Here is a 17,904-nt window from a genome sequence, read left to right on the forward strand (position 1 = left end):
CCTGTATAGGCTCGCCACGACGCGCCGTCTTGGATCGTTGTGCGTCAGCGCCTGACGTGCGGGCGATTCAGGCCGCGCGCGCGAGCCGGTAACGCCCCGGCGATACGCCGAACTGCCGCGCGAACGCGCGGTTCAGGTGGCTCTGGTCGCAGAAACCGGCGGCCAGCGCGGTCTGCGCCGGGGCATGGCCCGCCTTGAGCAGGCGCCGCGCGAGCGCCACGCGGCGATGCAGGATGTAGCCATGCGGCGCGACGCCGAACGCACGCAGGAAGCCGCGATGGAGCTGAAAGCGGCTCAACCCCGCCGCTTGCGCGAGTTCGGCGAGCGAGAGCGGCTGGGCCGGATCGGTGTCGATCATGTCGCGCACGCGCGCAAGCGCCGCCGGTGAGCACTGCGGGAGCGCGCGCCGGTGGCCGAGCGCCGCGACGAGCCGCGTCATCAGCTCGAGCGCGGCGGCTTCGAAGGCCATCAGCGAGAGGTCATGTCCTGGGTCGGTGACGTGAGTGAAAGCCGCATCGAACCGCGCGCGCAAACGCGGTTCGCTGATCACCGGCGCATGCAGCGCAAAGGCGGCGTCGTCGCCTTGCGTGATGTCGGCTTGCAGCGCATCGACCCAGCGCGGCTCGAAATACAGCATGCGCCACGTGCGCCCGGCGGCATCGAGCGGCCGGCCGTCGTGCACCTCGCCCGGATTGACGAGGATGAGGTCGCCCGGCACGGCCTCGACCTGGCCCGCATCGCTGAGCGAAACATGGCCGCCGCGATCGATCACACCGATGCCGTACTGGTCGTGCGTATGACACCCGAACGAGCGCGCCGTGGCGGCCGTCATCGCATCGACGTCGCGCACGAGCGTAGCGTGAAAACGCACGGCGTGGTTCGTGGCTGGCATGGTCGGCTCTCCGCTCGTTCGGGCTCCAATCGGCGTATGAGACCCGAGTTTCGCGCGGCGCGCAATGTGCGCGTGTCTGGTATCGGAAACTGCGGGATCGCCGCGATCCGACCCCGCCGCGTTATGCTTCGCGAACCATATGGAAGAAACGCACGTCGCCCAACGTTGTTACGGTGTCGACGAGTCAAAGGGAGATGGGATGAAAGACCGGCCGTTTGTAGCGCTTGCGCCTCTCGTTCGCGGCTCGCGCCGCGCCTTCTGCGTGGCGCTGTGCGCAGCGAGTCTCGCCGCGTGCACGCCGCTGCGCGTGGTCACGCACAGCGTTAGCCGCGCGGAAGCCGACGTGCCAGCGGGACACTACGCGATGGACGCGCATCACTGGAGCATCGTGTTCGACGTCGATCACTTCCACTATACGCGCTTCGTCATGCGCTTCGACCGCGCGCAGGCGACGCTCGACTGGCAGGCCGGCGGTCTCGAGGCGGCCACGGTCGACGCGACCATCGACGCCACGAGCCTCGACACCAACGTCAGCGCACTCGACGCCATGGTGAAAGGACCGCAGATGCTGGATGTGCAGCGCTATGGGCAGATCCGCTTCACGAGCACGCACTTCGAGCGCACGGGCGAAGGGCGCGGCACGCTCACCGGTAATCTCACGATACGCGGCGTGACGCAGCCGGTCACGCTCGACGTGACCTTGAACGGCTACGCGCCGAATCCGCTCACGAAGCAGCCCACGCTAGGCTTCACTGCATCGGGCCATTTCAATCGCTCGGCGTTCGGTTTGACGAGCTGGTATCCCGCCGTCGGCGACGAGATCGACGTGCGCATCGAGGCCGAATTCGAGCAGCCGGCGCCGGGCGCGACGTCCTAGAAGCCTCATCGAACCAGTGCCCATTCAGGCCGCGGCCCAGTCGAGAATCACCTTGCCGCTCTCGCCCGAGAGCATGGCCGCAAAGCCTTTCTCGTAGTCGTCCACATCGAAGCGGTGCGTGATGATGGGCGAGAGATCGAGCCCACTCTGCAACATCGCGACCATCTTGTACCAGGTCTCGAACATCTCGCGGCCGTAAATGCCCTTGATTTCCAGGCCCTTGAAGATGACCTGGTTCCAGTCGATGGCCGTTTGCGCGGGCGGAATGCCGAGCAGCGCGACCTTGCCGCCGTGGTTCATCGACTCGAGCAGCGCCGTGAACGCGCTCGGCACGCCCGACATTTCGAGGCCGACGTCGAAGCCTTCGGTCATGTGCAGTTCGTCCATCACGTCGCGCAGCGACTCGCGCGCAACGTTCACGGCGCGCGTCGCGCCCATCTTGCGCGCAAGCCCGAGCCGGTAGTCGTTGACGTCCGTGATGACGACGTTGCGCGCACCCACGTGCTTCGCGATCGCCACGGCCATGATGCCGATCGGCCCCGCGCCCGTAATCAGCACGTCCTCGCCCACGAGGCTGAACGAAAGCGCCGTGTGCGTGGCATTGCCGAACGGATCGAAGATCGCGGCGAGATCGTCGGAGATCCCGGGAGGAATCTTGAACGCGTTGAAGGCCGGAATCACGAGGTATTCTGCGAACGCGCCTTCGCGGTTCACGCCCACGCCCGTGGTATTGCGGCACAGGTGGCGCCGCCCCGCACGGCAGTTGCGGCAAAAGCCGCAAGTGATATGCCCCTCGCCCGACACGCGGTCGCCAATCTGGAAGCCGCGCACCTCCTGGCCCATTTCGACGATCTCGCCCACGTATTCGTGGCCCACGTGCATCGGCACCGGAATGGTCTTCTGTGCCCAGTCGTCCCATTTCCAGATGTGAATGTCCGTGCCGCAGATCGCGGTCTTGCGGATCTTGATCATCACGTCGTTATGGCCGACTTCGGGCTTCTTCACGCGCGTGAGCGTGAGTCCGGGCGCGCGTTCGAGTTTGGCGAGTGCTTTCATTTGATTCGCAATCCTGGTTAAATCACGCCGAGTTGCCTGCCTACGCGCGCAAACGCCTCGACGGCACGCCCGATCTGCCCGGACGTGTGCGCGGCGCTCATCTGCGTGCGAATGCGCGCGCGGCCCTTGGGCACGACCGGGTACGAAAAGCCGATCACGTAGACGCCTTCGTGCAGGAGCGCGTCGGCCATTTTCGAGGCGACCTGGGCGTCGCCGAGCATCACCGGAATGATCGGGTGCTCGCCGGGCACGAGCGTGAAACCGAGCGCGCTCATTTCGCGGCGGAACTGCGCGCCGTTCTCGCACACCCGGCGGCGCAGTTGCGCGCCTTCGTCGCTCGCAATCAGATCGAGTACCGCAAGCGTGGCGGCCGCGATGCTCGGCGTGAGCGTGTTCGAGAAGAGATAGGGGCGCGAGCGCTGGCGCAGCAGGTCGATCACTTCCTGCTTCGCCGCGATATAGCCGCCCGACGCACCGCCCAGCGCCTTGCCGAGCGTGCCGGTAATGATGTCCACGCGTTGCAGGACGCCGCAGTGCTCGGGCGTGCCGCGCCCATGCTCGCCGATGAAACCCACCGCGTGCGAGTCGTCGACCATTACGAGCGCGTCGTAGCGATCCGCGAGATCGCAGATGCCTTTGAGGTCGGCGATAATGCCGTCCATCGAGAACACGCCGTCGGTGGCGATCAATTTGTAGCGTGCGCCGGCTTCGTCGGCTTCTTTCAGCTTTGCTTCGAGGTCCGAAAGATCGTTGTTCTTGTAGCGATAGCGGCGCGCCTTCGAAAGGCGCACGCCGTCGATGATGCTCGCGTGATTGAGTTCGTCGCTGATGATGGCGTCGTCTTCGCCGAGCAGCGTTTCGAAGAGGCCGCCGTTGGCGTCGAAACAGCTGGAATAGAGAATGCAGTCTTCGGTTTGCAGGAACGTGGCGAGCGCGCTTTCGAGCTGCTTGTGCACGGTTTGCGTGCCGCAGATGAAACGCACCGACGCCATGCCGAAGCCATCGCGATCCAGGCCGTCTTTCGCGGCGGCGATGAGACGCGCGTCATTGGCGAGGCCGAGGTAGTTGTTCGCGCAGAAGTTGAGCACGTCGCTGCCGTCTGTGAGCCGGATATCGGCCGACTGCGGCGTGGCGATCACGCGCTCGTTCTTGTAGAAGCCATCGGCGCGGATCTGGTCGAGCGCCGCGCGCAAGTGGTCGAGATACGGGGTACGCATGAATCGTGCTCCTCACATCGCTGCGGCGTACCGCAGTTTTGCTGCGGGTTGCCGCGGTTTGCTATAGTCGCCGTCAGCCGCTGGCGAACATTTCCTTTATTTCGAACATAAATTCGATATGTCGAACGCACTCTAATCGATGAGGCCGTGAATGGCAAGCACCCGCAAACCGCGCACCGCCCCGGCGGGCACCGTTCCCGACACACCGGCATCGGCTGCAACCAACGCACCGCCTGCATCCCCCATACCCGCCACCGCGCCGCCGCGCGTGGGCGAGCAGATCCAGCGGCTGCGCACCGAGCGCAAGCTGACACTTGACGACCTCTCGCGCGCCGCGGGCGTCTCGAAATCCATGCTATCGGAAATCGAGCGCGACAAGGCGAACCCGACCATTGCCGTGGCCTGGCGGCTTACGAACGCGCTCGGCGTCAAGCTCGATTCGCTGTTCGCCGCCCCGAAGGCGCCCGAGGCGATCGCCGTGGCCGGGCCGCACGACATCCCGACGCTACACGGCCACGATGCGGGTTACCAGTTGCGCGTGTGGGGACCCATCGAACTGGCTGGCCACTTCGAATGGTATGAGCTGACGCTCAAGCCCGGCGGGGCGCTGGTGTCGGCCGCGCACGAACCGGGCACGCGCGAGCATCTCACGGTGCTGCAGGGGAGCATCGAGGTCGAGGCGGCCGGGACAACACAGCGCCTGAAGGCTGCGGACACGGCGCGCTACATCGCCGATGAGCCGCATGCGATTCGCAATGCCGGCAAGGGCGAGGCACGCGCGCTGCTGGTGGTGATCCACGGCTGACAGTCCGGTTCACCGCTCGCCCTGACCGAACGGACGAGGCTGCGCGATCGGCTCGACTACTGTATATTCATACAGTGAAAGTACGACTGGAGCCGCCGATGTCCCTCCCAACCGAACTGCCGCACGAACACGATTTGGCGGCCTTGCGCTTTCAGGCCGCCGCACGCGACCTCGAACACATCGTCCGCAACATCGCACAGCGCTATATCGCGCGGCAGGTGCCGCTCACCTGGCGCCTGCTGCATGCCATCGAGGCCGAAGCCCTTGCGGATCTCGGCTTTGCCAGCCGCCACGACGCCCTCATGCTTGGCCTCTTTCAGCGGCCGGGCGACCTCGCGTGGCCGGAAACGGATGAGACCGTCGACTTCGGACAATCCAACGCGCTGCCGGCCGTATTCGCGTTCGCAGTCTCGGCCTACGAACGTGCCGCACAGGGCGCGGAAGAATCGCGCCGGCAGGCAAGACGCAACGACGCTGTGCGGCGTGCGAGGGCTTGGGGTGGCTGATCGCAGGCCAGCGAGGCAGCGCACGGAACAATAGCGGCAGCCACCATTCCGCTATCGCTATAATGGCCGTGTAACGCAACTAACGGAATGATAGAGATGGCGTCTTCCACTTCTTCACGCGACCTCTTCGACCAAAAGCGCCAGGACTGGCAGCGCGACCCCGTCGCCGCGTTCGACGCCTGGCTCGCCTCGCAGGACCTGCGCCGTTCTTCCGCCGAGGTCTACCGCGTGCAATGGGGGCGCTTTCTCGAATGGCTCGCGCTCAAGCGCAAGACAATCATGACCGTGGATACGGGCACGATCGCCGAATTCGTCGCGAGCCTCGAAGTGAAGAAGCCGCAACGGCTTCGCTACCTGCGGCTCATCGAGCGCGTGCTCGATCACGTCCGCGAAATCGAACTCGCCTCTACGAATCCGGCGCGCTTCATCGCCCAGGACGGCGAAGCCGCATGGCGCAATGCGCGCGAAAACGAACCGACCGGTTTCCTTACGCCGGCAGAGCGCGCCGCGATCGTCGGCCAGTTGTTCTCGCCGCTCGTCGAGCCATCGGCCGCGAAACGATGGCGCGAACGCCGCGACCGGGCGCTCGTCGCCATCTTTCTGGGCGGCGGACTGAAAACGGGAGACGCCATCGCGCTCACGCTCGACTGCGTGGCGATCGGCTCGGAGTGGGTCACGATCGAAGCCGCCAACCCGGCGTTTACGCGCGTCACGCGACTGACGCCATTTGCCGTCGATGTGCTTGGTGCCTGGCTCGAAGCGCGCCGCCTGGCCGAACTGCCCGGGCAACTGGTGTTTCCGGGCTCGCCCTCGGGGCGCCCCATGCACAAGGCAACGGTGCTGCGCGCCATCGACGCATTGACGGAGGCAGCCGGCGTGGCGCAAACGCGCACGGAACGCGCGAGTCCGCAGACCTTGCGCAATACGTTCGCGGCGGACCTGTTCGAGCGCGGCGTGGATATCGATCAGGTGGGGCAGTGGCTCGGCTTCCTGCAGCCGATCTCCGCGGGGCGGCTCCATCGCGCATGGAAAATGTGGGCGGAACGCGAAGCGTCCCAGCACGTGTCTACGCAGGCGGACGAGGCGTGAAACGCCGCGTCGGCCTGCGATTGTGCGTTTGAGAGGCGTATGTGCGCCTCCCGTAAAAGCTCACGTCAAGCCTGTTCGTGCGAATGCTTGCCAGCCATGAAGCGCGCGTATGCGGCAAGCTTCGACGCTCCCGTTCCCGAGGTGTGTTCGCACTCCGGACAAATGAATTCGAAGCCATCGTCCACTTCGGACAACTCCGGTTCCCCTTCGTGACAGTTAGGACAACGCGCGGGCAAGGCGACGTGACCGTCGACCACGGTGCCGAGACTCGCCAGTTCGGCCGCGCCCAGCCGGCCCGCAGCGGCGAGTGAACAAAGCAATGACGCGACCGGGGTGTCGAGTCCCTGCTGCCCGCGCAATGCCGTGACCTGCCGCGTGAGCACGTCCACCTCGTCGGACCGTTCGCGCAGCACGGCGTCGAGCCGGTCGGCGCGGGCCTTCGCCGTCGCCAGCTGCTGGATGAAATCGAATTCCTTCTTGCTGGCATCGCGCTGGGCCGCCTGCCAGGTCGACGACATCGAGCGTAACGAATCCAGTTCGACCAGCATGGGCTTGACGCGCCGTTCGGCCTCGGCGAGCGCGTCCTTGATCTGCTGCGCGTAGTGCTCGGTGCTCTTGCGCATTTCCTCGTGCAAGCCGTCGATGCGATCGCGCAACCCCGCGTTGGTGGTCTGCTCAGCCTCGACCCGCTTGCGCAGGGCGTCGTTTTCCATCTCCAGACGCTGTACCAGCACTTCGCGATTGCCATGCGCCGCGACGCCCTGCGCGGATGCCGCGGCGAGTTGGCTTTCGAGTTCGCGCACCCGCTCATAGGCCGCTTCCACGCGTGCTTCGCTGCGTTGCAGCATTTCATCGGCGGCCAAACGTCGGGCCTCGGCCTCCCGGGTTGCGTGCTCGGCATCGAGGCGGCCGGCTTCGATTTCCGTGCGTTCGGCCTGCAGGGCTTCGCCCGCGAGCGCGAGCGCTTCCTCGAAGAGTGCGCCTAGCAGCTCGCCGGCACGCTCTTCCAGCGCGGGCGGAATCGCGCCAGCGCCCACACGCACTTTGGAGGTCGCGCGAATGCGCTGCCAGAAAAGCTCGATATCTTTGGGGATGTCGCTGGCGCTTCCGGTTTGGGTCAACTCACGGACGGCAGCCATCGAGGGCTTGATTTCGAAATCGAAGAACAAGCGTTTGCAGGCATGTAAGGACAGTTCCTGCCTGCGTGCTCCGTTTTTACGCAAACCCTCGATTTCTTCGCGGATTGTCTGGCGGTCTTGGTCTCGCATATTCGTCTTCTCGGCAGAGGAGTGGACGAATAATAACAAATTACGTTCTATTTGATACGTTTCTGAGTATCGGGATTGCCGGCGGTAGCGAAACGGCCATCGAGGGGCTTTTTATCTTGTCGCGAGAGGAACTCGGCGTGAACTTTCCGTGAAACAAATCGAACTTTGTTTCATAAGTTCTTGTAAACGTGGAAATTTATCATCTGATTCTACTGCGATCCGTTGTTTCACGCGAGCGGGCTCCAGGACTTGCCGTGGTGGCTGGTTTGGAATGTGGATATCCGGGATAGCTCGCGGGGGATTCTTGCTTGAGAGATATAAAAGTAAACACCTTGATACCGGTTAAAAACGTTAACGCCACGGCAAACCCTTGCTTGGCGGGGCTTTCCGACCGATCAGGTGAAGCTTTACGGGACCCAGGGTGAGCGCCTGCGGGACAGATGGGTGGCGGGCTTCGGGAGAGCCGGTGAGCCACTGCAGGAGAGGACGTGAGCGGGTTCAGGAGCGGGGAGATTCTTGACTTCCCGGCAAGGGTGAGGCGATACGGGAGGCCATGGCCGGGCAGATCGCGCACAGCCGGGCTCGGCCTCGATGTTACGGAAAATGCAACGGTGAGCGGATTCGGGAGCGGCGATTCGCGCCATTTTTCGGCGAAATCGAGGGGCTGAAACGCGTGGGGTGAGAAGGATCGGGAAAAAATGCGGATCGAAGGTGAAGTTTTTCGGGAGTCGATGCCCAAAATCGGGCAAAAAAGGCGTTTTTGGCGCCCAGAGGTGAGCTTTTTCGGGAGCTCGCATGCGAGCCGTGCGGATCTGCCGGGTGCTCGGAGGACGCTCCCGAGGACTTTTTGCGATAGAAGGTGAGAATTTTCGGGAGATTGCCGTGGTGCCGCGAAACCCGGAGCGTCGGCGGGCGCCTGGGTGGAAAAGGTGAGGCTTTTCGGGGGTGGTTTTTGGCATGTTTCGTGCCCAAGGTGAGGAGATTCGGGAGAAAGTTGGCGTTCACTGCGCTGCAGATGCCGAGATTACGGGGTCCAGGATGGGACTTCTGCCGTTTTGAATCCAGCTTGGGTGAAAATATTCGGGAGCGTTTTCTCGCCAAACTCGCACCTGGCCCAATCTGGCATCTCGATCGGAGGTGAGGTAATACGGGAGCCGATATCGCCTTTCCCCACCGACCATGCATGTGGATAAGTCACGGAATCCATTGGTTTTTCTTTTCGGCGCCATGAATGGTGAGGACTTCCGGGAGGCGCCATGACGGTGCAGCACTGCGGTACCTCGGCGCAAAGGGTGAGGGTTTTCGGGAGCGATTGCGGCGTGGCAGTCGCCACGACGGCCTTCGGGAGCGGATCGTAGTGTCCAGTCAGTGCGACGGCAGGTGAGATTTTTCGGGATACATGAGGCACATGTCGGCACCTCCTCGATGAATGGGTCCTTCGATTGCCGTGCCGGGCAGCCTTTGCCGCCACAACCGGGGCTGGTTGAGCGCTTTGTCCGGACGACGCGCCCTGTTTTGTTGCAGCGCGATCGCGCCATCGCGGATATCTTGGGCGGCATGCGGTTGCTCGCCAGGATTCCGCGACCCTCGACGGGCTTTTTCACTGGCCGCATGAAAATATTTGAGGTGAGCTAATACGGGAGCCCATGGCGACCCTTGGCGCAGCACCCGGAATGCAGCATCCGGCCGGATCGTGCATGACGCAAAGCGCCCCGCCGGATGGGCGTCCGGCGAAAGGTGAGGCGATACGGGAAGGTGTCGCGGTGAGCCACGCGCGCGAGATGCGCATCACCGGCAATGGTGAGGCAGGCCCTATAGACGCCTATCACCACAGACGGTATCCTTTCGCGAAATTCTCTCCTCGACCCGACGCATGGCCACGAAGCGCGTGAAAAAGACCGATGTGGTAAGCCCCAGCTCGGCGGAATTGCGCAAGGCCGTCGAGGCGATCGCGATCCAGCCGAAGAGCGGCAAGATCACCCTGCTGACACGCAAGCTGTTCAACGTTCTGCTGGCCGTCGCCCAGCAGGCCGACGAGTCTGGCGATACCTACCGTGCGCTGCTTTCCGACATCGTCGCCAACTCGGCGTTCGATTCGAACGATACGGCGCTCGTGAAGGAGCACCTGCGCCGCATGGTGTCGGTGCAGGTCGAATGGAGCCAGGGCACGTCGAGCCAGAAGCCCGGCCGCAAGTGGGGTATCTCCACGCTGATTGCGGACGCGGAAATTCTCGAGGATCCGCAAACCCGTCGCGTCTGGGTGGAGTTCTCGTTTGCGCCGAAGATCAAGAAGAAGCTGCTGGATCCGGTTCAGTACGCGCGCCTGAGCCTGCAATTCCAGAGTCAGTTGCGCAGCAGCGCGGGGCTGGCGCTCTACGAGATCTGCGTGCGCTATCTGACCAACCCCAGCCACCTGACGATGCGCGAGACCTGGGAGTGGTGGCGTCCGATCCTGTCCGGCACCCCCGACACCGAAGCGGGCGACGAAGCCAAACGCGAATACAAGTACTTCAAGCGCGATTATCTGCGGCCCGCGATTGCCGAGGTCAACGCGGTGACGAACATCTTCGTCGAATTGATCGAGCATCGCGAAGGGCGCCGGGTCGCCGAAATCCAGTTTCGCGTGACCGAGCGCAAACAGCCGATGCTCGCGCTCGACGAGCATCCGAATGTGTTCGACAGCACGCTCGTCGACCGCATGGTCAAGATCGGGATTCCGCTCAAGGAAGCACAGTCGCTTTACGCCGACAGCGAGGAAAACCGCATTCGCGCCGCGTTGCAGTTGACCGAACAGCGCATGCGCAGTACGAGCTTGCCGCCGGTACGCAGCGCCGCGGCGCTGTTCAAGGACGCGTTGAAGAAGGGCTACGCGCCGCCGGTCGAGGCGGCGGCAGGCACCACACCGGCCGTTGGCCGAGGCGCGGCGGCAGCGGTGACGGCCGACGATCCGAAGGCGCGGCTGCTCGACGAATATGCGGCGTATCGACGTAAGGAAGCGCGCTCGCTCTATGAGGAGCAGGGCGACATGGAGCGCGAACTGGCGCGTCAGTCGTTTGAGACGGATGAATTGCCGGGGCTGGGCTCGCATTTGCGCGACGACTGGCGTCGTCGCGGGCTGGAATCGAAACTGGCCGATACCGCGTTTTTCGACTGGCTCGCGCGCAAGACCTGGGGCGAACCGACCGATGGCGATCTGCTCGCGTTCACGCTGAGCCAGACGCGCGCTGCCTGAGTGTCAGGAGTGGCCGGCCCGCGCAATGCGGGGCGGTGGTGGTGGGGCCGCTCGGACAGGTCGGACCGTTCGGACGATTGGAAGGCATGAAACGAACCCGCCTCTGTCGTCGACGGTCCGCCCAATCAATCCATGGCGGCCGTCGACACATTTTCTTATTTCGTCTTCAGGATCTGCTCGATCTGCTGAAGTATCGCGTCGCGTCGATCTTTGGTGAGTCCCTTAAGGCGCAACTCCAGCCGGTCGTCGCCATATGACTTCAGGTCACCGACGGCGACGCCATCCAGTTTGATCTCCAGTCGTTGCGCGTAGCGTTGCCGCCCAGCCGGCTTCGGGCTTTCCTGCGCGCTCGCCCGGCCTTTGACGATATCCGCCACCTGACGTGTGCTGAGGTCGTCGGCCACGATGCGGTTGATGAGACGCAGCGTAGCCTCGGTGCCGCGCGCGCCGTGATAGCGCCCGACCTGATAGGCCATGTTCGAGCCAAAGCGGTCCGGGCGTGCCACCATTTCCTGCATGACAGATTCCGGCAACTTGCCGATTGATAGCGCAACTGCCACCGTCGATTCGTCGAGGCCGAGGTGATCGGCAAGTTCGCGTTGACTCTGAAAATGCTTTTCGTCGATGAATCGCTTCCACACCACCGCGTTATCGAAAACGGTTTGTGAATCGCGCTGTACGTTCAGATCGTAACCGAGTTTATAGCTCTGAATGCCGATCGGCAGGTCGACGACGATTGCCTTGACGACTTCCTTGTTCGCTTCTTTCAGGGCCCGCACGCGACGGCCGCCGTCGCTCACATAGTAGCTGCCCGGTGCCGCGTAATCGGGGATCACATGAATCGCCTGCTGCTGCCCTTGCTTCGCGAGATTGACAGCGAGTTCGGCGATCGACGCCTTCAGATAAAAGTGACGCGGATTGAAGGGACTCGGCTTGATGTCCTTGAGTGGCAACTCGATGATCTGCCCCGGACGGTAGCCCTGCGCGATGCGCCAGGCGCGGTATTCGACCGACTCGTTTTCGAGGCCGGGTGCATCGTCGAGAATCCGCTCGACGGCAGGTTCAAGGCCAGTCACAAGCGCAGGCTGACTTGAGCGCCCAGCAACTTCGCGCGTTTTTGGCTTGTCCTGGACCAGCCCGTCGATGGCGTTGAGGCGGTCGAGCGCAGTACGTTTTTCGCTGCTCGTCGTATCAGGGCGAGCCTGAAAGCCTTTGGCGAATTGGGAGGGTTTCATTCAGGGTCCTTTATGCGCATAAAGTCAGGGGAGCATGGCCGCGATCTCGTCGGCGCATGCGCGCACTTCCACTGCGGCGAGTCGAGCGCCGCGGTCGTTCATTTGCAGAACTGTCTGGCCCAATGCCATCGCCTGCTTGTACGCCTCACGTGTGGGGATCTGCGTTCTGAGCAGAGGGAAACCAAGCTCTTCGAGGGCACGCTTCAGCTCGCGGGTGAGCATGCGTTTTTCTTCGGTCTTGTTAAGCAGGAATACCGCGCGCAGATCTTCGTTCATGACCTGGGCCTGCTGGATAAGCTTCACGAGACCGACACTCGACCAGTAATCAGCTGGAGAAGACGAAGTCGGAATGACGGCGACGGTTGCGGCCAGCAGCACCACGCCCGAGACCTTTTCCGTGATCGACGGCGGGCAGTCCACGACGATCACGTCGTAGTCGTTGACGAATTTCTTGATCTCCCGGTGGATCTGGCCACCGGCTTCGGAAAGATTGACGACCGGAAACGGGATGCCGGTGTCACCATCGGCTGACGCACTGGCCCAATGGACCAGCGTGTTTTGGCCGTCGGCATCCACGACGAGAACCCGCTTTCCCTTCTCGTGAAAGGCCGCGCCGAGATGCATCGCGATCGTGCTCTTGCCGACCCCGCCCTTCTGCTGCGTGACTGCGATTATCTCTGCTGCCAATTGGTATTCTCCTTTTTGCTATTAGGTTGGGATTTTACCTGGAATGTTTTTCAGTTCAATGATTTTTGGCGTAATTTGTGGCTGAATTAGCCATTCGGACAAGGTTTATGCGCATAAAGCTCGAGGGCAGATGGAGATACCGCGTGACGGTCGCGTGCGGCACATGAATCCGTTCGGCGATGCCTTCGATGCGCGATACCGATCGGCGGCGTTAACGGGCGCACCGAAAAATGATCACGCGGGCCTCCCACCGCTTTATGCGCATAAAGTCCGCGCCTTCCATCGCACCCCTTCGAGCAAGCGCGACTCGAAGACCTCAGCGCGAATCCATACACGTGACCTCGATACACGTGACCTCGATACACGTGACCTCGATACACGTGACCTCGATACACGTGACCCATAGCCAGCAAGCCGCGGCAAGAGAGCCAAGTCAGTCCTCGTCGGCGGAAGTTTCTTACGCGCGCCAACGTGCCCCCGGTAAAATCGCAGCGATGCTCCGGTCTCACCGAGGCTCACCCACCACTCCCCTCGGGCTTTCGACATCATGATCACGATCTACCACAACCCCCGCTGCTCCAAGTCCCGTGCGGCTTGCGAGCTGGTTTCCACCGCGAAGGCGAACGAGCCAGTCGAGGTGATTGAATACCTGAAGCAGCCGCTCACCGTCGACCAACTGAAGGCATTGCATGCGATGCTGGGCGGCCCGCTGCTCGACATGATCCGCACCGGCGAAACCGAGTACACGGAACTCGGCCTCGATGCACCCGGCGTCACTGATGCTCAGCTCTACGAAGCAATTGCGCGACATCCGATTCTGCTGCAGCGACCTGTCGTCGTACGCGATGGTCGCGCCGTGATCGGCCGCCCAACCGAAAACGTTGCTGCGCTGCTCGGTTGAAATCGCTGGAATGAATGCGTTGGCTTGCCCACGCGCCAAAAGCGAGCGAATCGCGGGCGTCAATGTCTGCGTGCATGGACGAGGTGCAATCCTCGCCGTGCACGCATGAAAATTGCATCTTTGCTAACCTGCAGACGAATCCGACGCGAGGCCCGTGTTCATCGGCTCTCCCCGCAAGTTGTCCACAAGCTTATGCCCAAAATCTGTGGATAAATTCGCGCTACCCCCGGTTATCCACAGCATCACACCGAACCACGCCGAACCACACCGACACCGATATCGGGCAGGCCCGGCTGAGCGCGCGCGCATCGCCGGAACGCGCAGGCGTCTATGATGAAGTTTCCTTCCACTGCGCTTCGTGCGCGCTTTCGAGGAAACCGAAATGGCCTACAAAATCGCGGTTGTGGTCGGCAGTCTGCGCAAGGATTCATTCAACCGGCAACTCGCCCACGCGGTGACTTCGCTGGCCCCCGCCGATTTCACTTTTGAATATCTCGACATCGGCGTGCTGCCGCTCTACAGCCAGGATTACGACGCCGACTATCCCGAAGTGGCGCGCCGCTTCAAGCAGCAGATCGAAGCGGCCGACGCCCTGCTGTTCGTCACGCCCGAATACAACCGCTCGATTCCGGGCGTGCTGAAAAACGCGCTCGACTGGGGTTCGCGGCCGTGGGGCACGAATTCGTGGCGCGGCAAGCCGGGCGCGGTGCTCGGCACGTCGGTGGGGGCGACTGGCACAGCGCTCTCGCAGCAACATCTGCGCAATGTGCTCGCCTATCTCGACGTCGCGCTGCTCGGTCAGCCCGAGATGTTCATCAAGCACGACGCGAGCCGCATCAACGAGAAAGGCGAGATCGTCAACGAGGATACGCGCAAGTTCCTGCAGGGCTTCGTCGATACCTATGTGGCCTGGGTCAAGCGCCAGCTCGGCCGCTGACGCCTGATCACGCCCCCCGCCGCATTGGCGCGGGCGACTCAGTGCAACGTGCGCCGCTGCCCCGGCATGTCTTTGTGATGCTCGGGCGTGTCTTCCTCGTACTCGAGGAATTCGTCCGGAATTTGCGGCGCGACGCCTGCTGCGGGTCGCGTCGCTTCGGGCGCGCCGGGAACGTCTACGTGATGCGCGCCCATCACCGCTCCGGCGCCGGGTGCGCTTGCGGAGGTGAGCACGGTCGCTTCGGCCTCGCTCGTCGGCCGCATCGGCTCGACAGCGGGGTCGACGCTCGGGTTAGCGGAGGCTTGTTCGCGCGCGGCTTCAGCTTGCGCGGCGCGGCGGCGCATGGCGTCGGCGAACTCGGAGAGACCCAGTTCGTCGAGTGCCGAATGCTCGCGCGCGACCGGACGGTCCGTCGCGGGCCACGCCCACGGCGTGCCGCGTAGCGCGACTTCCGTCGCGTGTTCCTCGCGCAGCGTCTCGTACGCGAGGTTGGCGTGCGCCTCGTCGCTCACATGCACGCCGATGCGCACCGCTTCGCCCGGTGCAGGCGTCATGCCCGTCTGGGTCTCGGTGGTGCGACGCAGATCGCCCGTCGACGAGAATAAACTTCCCACGAGCCGCTCGATGCCGGCCAGCACGCCCTCGCTGCGCGCCGGCAGGTCGATGTCGTCCGCCGCGAAGCCGCGTTGCAGCAGCGCGTCCTGCGCGTGGCGTGCTTCGTCGTAGGTTTGGAAAACGCCGGTCACGGTCTGTTTCATGGCAGCCTCCTTCGCCAGATGGCGACGCCTGCTCACATCATGCGCCGATTGTGCGTGGCTCGTGCATGCTGTGTGCGACGTCTAACCGCCTGATTCTGCGGGTCGTGCGGTCTGCCGCAAGCCCCGTGCCGCGAGGCGTGCCACTCGCGGCCGGTCATGCACGCGGGCTCGGGAGCGTCGCGTCGTGCTCGCGTTTCGCACGCGCTTCGCGGTCCTCGCGAATCGCTTCGAGCATTTTCTCCAGCAGCGCGATGTCGAACGGCTTCGATAGCACTCGCACATCGGCATTGCGCGTGCGCTCGAGTTCCTCGGCGTAGCCCGTCACGAGGATCACGGGCAGCTCCGGCTCGAGTTCCTGCAGGGCCTCGGCCAGATCGATGCCGTTCATCGTGCCCGGCATGTGGATGTCGGAAAGCACAAGATCGAAGCGCGGCGTGGGCTCGCCCTCGGCACGCGGCGCTTCGACCCGTTCCAGCGCGCTTGCCGCGTCGCTCGCGCAGGTCACTCGGTGGCCCATCATCTGCAGGAGCGCCTCGGTGCCGGCCGCGACTTCGTCGTTGTCCTCCACGAGCAGCACGTTCAGCCCGTGCTGCGCCTGGGCGCGCTCCTCGCGTGGCTCGCTCGGACGCGGCGCGGGCGGCTCGGCGAGCGAGCGCGGCAGATACAGATGCACCGTCGTGCCCGCGCCGATCGCACTGTCGATCGCGGCGAGTCCGCCGGTGCGCTCGCAGAACGCAAATACCTGCGGCAGCCCGAGGCCGGTGCCCGTGCCCTTCGACTTGGTCGTGTAGAGCGGCTCAAACGCGCGCGCGAGCACGTCAGGCGGCATGCCTGTGCCCGTGTCTTCGAGGCAGACGTGCACGAAGTCGCCGTCGAGCGGGAAGCCTTCGTCTGACCGGAATCGGATGTTGCGCGCGCGTACCGTGAAGCGGCCGCCGTTGGGCATCGCGTCGCGCGCGTTCACGGCGAGATTGATGAGCGCGAGCTCGAATTCGGCCACGTCGACGAGAACGGACCACACATCGTCGTCGACTTCGACGACGAGCGACACCTTCGCGCCGAGCGACGCGCGCAGCAGTTCGCGGGCCGCCGGCAGCCAGCGCCCGACGTGGATCGTCTCGTTGCGCAGCGGCTGCTTGCGCGCCACGCCGAGCAACTGGCGCGTGAGCGACTGGCCGCTCTTGAGCGCGCGCTCGACCGCCGACAGCTCGCGCTCGAAGCCCGCGGCGCCGCGCCGCCGCACGATCTGCACGTTGGCCGAGACGATCATCAGCAGGTTGTTGAAGTCGTGCGCGACGCTGCCCACGAGGTTGCCGAGCGCTTCCATCTTGCGCGACTGCCGATACGCGGATTCGATCGAGCGGCGCATCGAAGCCTCGGCCTGCCAGCGCTCCCACGCCTCCTCTTCGGCGGCGAGGCGCCGCAGCGACAGCCAGATCACGCACCAGAGGGCGATCGAAGGCGTGAACATCGAGATGATGAGCACGCTAAGGTGCCGGTACCAGGCCGCCCAGATCTCCGGCGTGCGATACGCGCAGGTCACGTAGACGGGGTACGCGCCCACGCGCCGGAACGCGAGGATCACGTTGCTGCCGAGCAGCGCGGAATGCATGCGCACGACGCCGGACTCGGTGCCGCGCTGAAGCGCGGCGCCAAGCGGCGAGTGAGGCGTGATGACCGTGGCGGCGGCGCGCGGCGGAGGATCGAAGGCGAGGATCGTGCCGTCGCTGCGCATGAGGCCGAGCGACATCGGCGAGCCGGGGCCGAGCAGGTCGCGGTAGAACGCGCTGAAATAGCCGGGGCGCAAGGCGACGGAGACGAGACCCGCGAACGCGCCGGCGTTGTTCAGGCGCGCCACGCCCATGTTGAACACGGTCTCGCCGCTCACCTGGCCCTGCATCACGCGCGAGACGTGATCGAGCACGCGGCCGTCGCGAATACCGGTGAAGTCGTCGCGGGCGGCGATCGACATTGGCGGCGGCGGCGAATAGCGGCTGCTCGCGAGCAGGTCGCCATCCGTCCCGAAAATCGATACCGCGGCCACCTGCGGATATCCGCCGCCGATCGCATCGAGTTTCTGGTGGATCTGCGGCTCGCTGGCGCGGATGCCGTCGTCGTTCAGGTCGCGCACGAGGTCGACCACGCGCGCGTCAAGCGCCTCGTTCATGTCGAACACCTTGAGCGCGTGCTCCTCGGCCACGCGCACGGTGCGCAGCGTGGTGTCGGTGGCGTCGGCCTCGCGCGCGCGCAAGTCGTTGTACGCCATGGCGGCGACGTAGATGCACGGCAGAACGATCGCAGCGGCGAGCAGCGCCAGCAGCGTGCGCCGGCGCACCGTGAAGTCGTGGCCCGGCGCGGCCGGAAACGGCGCGTCGTCGGCGGGGGGCGGCAGGGGGGTGCGTTCGTCTGGCCGTTCGGGCCGGTCAGCAATCATCGTACGGAAA

Annotated in this window: 15 protein-coding genes; 7 read left to right on the forward strand and 8 right to left on the reverse strand. The window is 64.1% G+C overall.

Going from position 1 to position 17,904, the window contains the following annotated elements:
* Positions 1-67: 67 nt before the first annotated feature.
* Positions 68-892, reverse strand: coding sequence for an AraC family transcriptional regulator (locus C7411_RS08330; protein WP_110383355.1), 825 nt, complete (start codon positions 890-892; stop codon positions 68-70).
* Positions 893-1,091: 199 nt separating this feature from the next.
* On the opposite strand from C7411_RS08330, the gene C7411_RS08335 reads away from it, so the two are divergent.
* Entirely contained in the window at positions 1,092-1,769 is a 678-nt protein-coding gene (locus C7411_RS08335; RefSeq protein ID WP_110383356.1) for a YceI family protein, read from the forward strand.
* A gap of 24 nt (positions 1,770-1,793) precedes the next feature.
* Here C7411_RS08335 and tdh read toward each other — a convergent pair whose 3' ends face one another.
* On the reverse strand, positions 1,794-2,825 hold the full coding sequence (tdh, locus tag C7411_RS08340; RefSeq protein ID WP_110383357.1) for an L-threonine 3-dehydrogenase: 1,032 nt from the start codon (positions 2,823-2,825) through the stop codon (positions 1,794-1,796).
* A gap of 17 nt (positions 2,826-2,842) precedes the next feature.
* The gene (locus C7411_RS08345) at positions 2,843-4,042 is read right to left on the reverse strand and encodes a glycine C-acetyltransferase (protein WP_110383358.1); all 1,200 of its coding nucleotides are present in this window, start codon (positions 4,040-4,042) and stop codon (positions 2,843-2,845) included.
* Positions 4,043-4,193: 151 nt separating this feature from the next.
* On the opposite strand from C7411_RS08345, the gene C7411_RS08350 reads away from it, so the two are divergent.
* The 3 genes from C7411_RS08350 to C7411_RS08360 all read left to right on the forward strand — a co-directional run bounded on the left by C7411_RS08350 (position 4,194) and on the right by C7411_RS08360 (position 6,442).
* Positions 4,194-4,847 carry a helix-turn-helix domain-containing protein gene (locus tag C7411_RS08350; RefSeq protein WP_110383359.1) on the forward strand — a complete coding sequence of 218 codons (654 nt, stop codon included), beginning with the start codon at positions 4,194-4,196 and terminating at the stop codon, positions 4,845-4,847.
* A 98-nt stretch (positions 4,848-4,945) separates the two neighbouring features.
* Positions 4,946-5,353: a DUF2471 family protein gene (locus tag C7411_RS08355; RefSeq protein ID WP_110383360.1), complete on the forward strand. Its 408-nt coding sequence runs from the start codon at positions 4,946-4,948 to the stop codon at positions 5,351-5,353.
* 96 nt (positions 5,354-5,449) lie between these two features.
* Positions 5,450-6,442: a tyrosine-type recombinase/integrase gene (locus C7411_RS08360; protein ID WP_243413091.1), complete on the forward strand. Its 993-nt coding sequence runs from the start codon at positions 5,450-5,452 to the stop codon at positions 6,440-6,442.
* A gap of 65 nt (positions 6,443-6,507) precedes the next feature.
* Here the strand turns inward: C7411_RS08360 and C7411_RS08365 are convergent, their stop codons facing one another.
* Positions 6,508-7,710, reverse strand: a complete 1,203-nt coding sequence (locus C7411_RS08365) for a DNA-binding protein (protein WP_110383362.1) — start codon at positions 7,708-7,710, stop codon at positions 6,508-6,510.
* 1,873 nt (positions 7,711-9,583) lie between these two features.
* On the opposite strand from C7411_RS08365, the gene C7411_RS08375 reads away from it, so the two are divergent.
* Positions 9,584-10,942 carry a replication initiation protein gene (locus C7411_RS08375; protein WP_110383364.1) on the forward strand — a complete coding sequence of 453 codons (1,359 nt, stop codon included), beginning with the start codon at positions 9,584-9,586 and terminating at the stop codon, positions 10,940-10,942.
* Between the two features lie 155 nt (positions 10,943-11,097).
* Here the strand turns inward: C7411_RS08375 and C7411_RS08380 are convergent, their stop codons facing one another.
* Positions 11,098-12,177 (reverse strand): ParB/RepB/Spo0J family partition protein, encoded by a 1,080-nt coding sequence (locus C7411_RS08380; protein ID WP_110383365.1) that lies wholly within the window; start codon positions 12,175-12,177, stop codon positions 11,098-11,100.
* A 24-nt stretch (positions 12,178-12,201) separates the two neighbouring features.
* Positions 12,202-12,864 carry a ParA family partition ATPase gene (gene parA / locus C7411_RS08385; protein ID WP_042271984.1) on the reverse strand — a complete coding sequence of 221 codons (663 nt, stop codon included), beginning with the start codon at positions 12,862-12,864 and terminating at the stop codon, positions 12,202-12,204.
* 547 nt (positions 12,865-13,411) lie between these two features.
* Here parA and arsC point away from each other — a divergent pair.
* Together arsC and C7411_RS08395 are read left to right on the forward strand one after the other, a co-directional pair.
* Positions 13,412-13,765, forward strand: coding sequence for an arsenate reductase (glutaredoxin) (arsC, locus tag C7411_RS08390; RefSeq protein WP_110383366.1), 354 nt, complete (start codon positions 13,412-13,414; stop codon positions 13,763-13,765).
* Positions 13,766-14,147: 382 nt separating this feature from the next.
* Positions 14,148-14,702, forward strand: a complete 555-nt coding sequence (locus tag C7411_RS08395; protein WP_110383367.1) for an NADPH-dependent FMN reductase — start codon at positions 14,148-14,150, stop codon at positions 14,700-14,702.
* A 38-nt stretch (positions 14,703-14,740) separates the two neighbouring features.
* On the opposite strand, the gene C7411_RS08400 is transcribed toward C7411_RS08395, so the two are convergent.
* Positions 14,741-15,460, reverse strand: a complete 720-nt coding sequence (locus C7411_RS08400) for a hypothetical protein (RefSeq protein ID WP_110383368.1) — start codon at positions 15,458-15,460, stop codon at positions 14,741-14,743.
* A gap of 154 nt (positions 15,461-15,614) precedes the next feature.
* A complete protein-coding gene (locus C7411_RS08405) occupies positions 15,615-17,894 on the reverse strand; it encodes a hybrid sensor histidine kinase/response regulator (protein WP_110383615.1) in 2,280 nt (759 codons plus the stop codon).
* Positions 17,895-17,904 lie beyond the last annotated feature (10 nt).

The sequence above is a fragment of the Paraburkholderia silvatlantica genome (genome assembly GCF_003096715.1).
Lineage (GTDB): Bacteria > Pseudomonadota > Gammaproteobacteria > Burkholderiales > Burkholderiaceae > Paraburkholderia > Paraburkholderia silvatlantica.